Raw genomic sequence first — 2,749 nt, forward strand, 5'->3', positions numbered from 1 at the left:
GGCGCGGCGGAGCAGCTCCGCCCGCGCCGCGGCGAGCTGGTGGCCGGACGAGATCCGGCGGTCGCCGGCCAGCGGTGCGAGCAGGGCGAGCCCGGCTTCCGGGTCCTCCGCGAGCCCGACGGCGACGGCCCTGGCGAGCTCGACGAACGGCGACGGCGCGATCGCCGCGAGGCGGTCGTACAGCGCCGCGATCGCCCGACGGTCAGTTCTCGCCTCGACCGGCGCCCGGTCGTGCTCGAGCGCGATGCGGGCCTGGATCGCGTACGGCCCGTCGGACGACGGGTCGAGCGCGTCGAGCAGGGCCGCGCCCTCCCGGATCCGCTCCGCGTCCCAGCGGTTCCGGTCCTGCTCGTCGAGCGGCACCGGGACGCCGTCCGCGCCGGTCCTGGCCGGCCGGCGCGCGTCGTGCAGCAGCTCGAGCGCGAGCAGCGCGCGCACCTCGGGCTCGCCCGGCAGCAGCGCGGCGACGAGGCGGGTGAGGCGGATCGCCTCCTCGGTGAGCGGCTCGCGCACGACGCGGTCGCCCTCGTGCGGCGCGTAGCCCTCCGTGAACAGCAGGTAGAGCACCGCGAGCACGCCGGGCAGCCGTTCGGGCAGCTCCTCCGGGTCCGGCACGCGGTACGGGATGCCGGCGTCCTCGATCTTCGCCCTGGCCCGGACGAGACGTTTCGCCATCGCGACCTCGGTCGCGCCGAAGGCACGGCCGATCTCGGCGACGGTGAGCCCGCAGAGGGTGCGGAGGGTGAGCGCGACGCGGGCCTCGAGCGCGAGCGCGGGGTGGCAGCAGGTGAAGACGAGGCGGAGCCGGTCGTCCTCGATCGGCTGCGCGGGATCCGGCTCGTGCTGCATCGCGAGCACCTCCTCGAGCTTGCGGGCCTCCACGGCGGAGCGCCGCAGCCGGTCGAGCGCCCGGTTGCGGGCGGTGGTGGTGAGCCAGCCGCCGGGGCTGTCGGGCACCCCGTCGACCGGCCAGCGCCGGGTCGCGGCCGCGAACGCCTCCTGCGCGCAGTCCTCGGCGAGCGCCCAGTCGCTGGTCATCCGGATGAGGCCGGCCACGATGCGGCCCCACTCCTCCCGGAAGGCCGTGCGGATGGCGCCGTCGACGGTCACGCCATGACCAGCGGACGGATCTCGACGACGCCGGTCGTGAGCGTCGGGTGCGGGCGGGCCACGGCGATCGCCTCGTCGAGATCGCCGGCGGCGACGAGGTCGTAGCCGGCGATCTCCTCCTCCCGATCGGCGGGGAGGCCGCGGCTGACACGCACCTCGCCGTTCCGCACCCGCACGACGGCGGCCGTCGCGTCGGTCGCGTCGAGCAGCCGGTTGCCGGCGAGCACCGTGCGCTGCGTGAGCGGCGACGCGAGCCAGTCGGGCAGCGAGCCGCCGCCGGGCGCCGCCGGTTCCGCAGCCGGTCCGATCGGGAGCACATGGAGGAACACGTAGCGCCGCGTCCCCGCGGAGGGCGTCGCGGGAGGCACGCCGTCGTCGGGCCCCTCGTGGACGCGCCGTACCTCGACGGCGCCCGCGCGGGCCGCGGGCAGCCCGGCCGCACGGTGGAGCGCGGCGTCGAAACGGTCCACGTCGATCTCCTCCAGGCCGACGACCTGCTCGTCGGACTCGGTGGACGGCCCGTCGGTGAGGAGCAGCTCCTGGCCGCGCCGTCGCAGGGTGGTCGCGCTCGACGGGTCGTGCATCGTGTGGGCGAGCCCCACGGGTGCGGGAATGGCGTCGGGTGCGACGCGGGCGAGCAGTACGACCTTCATCGGGGGTCCTTCCGTGTGCGGCGGCCGGACGGCGGTCTCCACCGTCTCATCCTTCCGACGAACGCGACGGCCCCCGGAGGACGTTCAGCGCAGCCGGAACCTCGCCCGGGGCCGGAACCGCTGCTCGAGCACGGCGAAGCGCTGCAGCAGGTCGGGCTCCGCTTCGCTCGTCTCGCCCCACACGTCGGGGCGGTCCAGCAGCGCGACGACGGCGTCGACGGTCGCGCTGCTCAGCACCTCCGGCTTGCCCGGGAGGCGGGAGCGCAGTGCAGCCGCGGCCAGCACGGCGACGCCGCGCGGCCGCTCCTTCACCGCGAGGCGGGTGGTTCCCGCCACGGCGACCACCGGATGGACCGGTACCGCGGCCAGGCCGTGCGTGGCGAGCAGGCGGCCGAGCCGGTCCCCGTCCGTCTCGGCGCCGAGCACGGCGGGGAGGTGCTCCCCCGCCAGCACGACGGTGCGACCGGTGACCGTTCCCCGGCGGCCCGGGTGGAAGACGGTGGTGACGGGCAGGACGCCGGCAGGTCCGAGCACGAGGTGATCGATCGCACCCTCTCCGCCCTGCAGCGGGAGGGAGTGCAGCACGGTCCAGGCGGCGGGCAGGGAGGCGAGGAGCCCGGCGACGAGCCGCTGACCCTCGGCGGCACGGACGGCGGCGGCCAGCGCCGGGTCGGTGCCCGGCCGGCGGAGGGCCTCCTCGATCAGCGCCTGGGCCGGGACGCGGTCGCGCATGCGGACCGTCGGAAGGGTGCTGATCGCCGTCATGGTTCCGCAGTCGACCACCGCTCGGGGGGCCGCGGCACTCCCAGAACGGGCGCCCCGCGAACCCGGGCGACCCGTTCGCGGGTCAGAACCAGACCCCGAGCCAGGGGGTGACGGGCGAGGCGAGCAGGCGATCGAGCGACGCCGCATCCCCGGCGCGCCGCTCGGCGACGCGACCGGCCCGCGCGAGCAGCGATGCGGGCACGCCGCCGGGCAGCAGGGAG

Annotated in this window: 3 protein-coding genes; all 3 read right to left on the minus strand. The window is 76.7% G+C overall.

The window, feature by feature from the left end; translation table 11 throughout:
• Positions 1–1,110: sigma-70 family RNA polymerase sigma factor (locus JWQ92_RS16820; protein ID WP_297345616.1), on the minus strand; the 1,110-nt coding region annotated here is incomplete at its 3' end.
• Complete coding sequence (locus JWQ92_RS16825; RefSeq protein ID WP_297345617.1) at positions 1,107–1,763, minus strand: YciI family protein; 657 nt, start codon at positions 1,761–1,763, stop codon at positions 1,107–1,109. The genes JWQ92_RS16820 and JWQ92_RS16825, both read right to left, overlap by 4 nt.
• 84 nt (positions 1,764–1,847) lie before the next feature.
• Positions 1,848–2,528 (minus strand): nuclease-related domain-containing protein, encoded by a 681-nt coding sequence (locus JWQ92_RS16830; protein WP_297345618.1) that lies wholly within the window; start codon positions 2,526–2,528, stop codon positions 1,848–1,850.
• Positions 2,529–2,749: the final 221 nt, after the last annotated feature.

The sequence above is a fragment of the Amnibacterium sp. genome (assembly GCF_025463795.1).
Lineage (GTDB): Bacteria > Actinomycetota > Actinomycetes > Actinomycetales > Microbacteriaceae > Amnibacterium.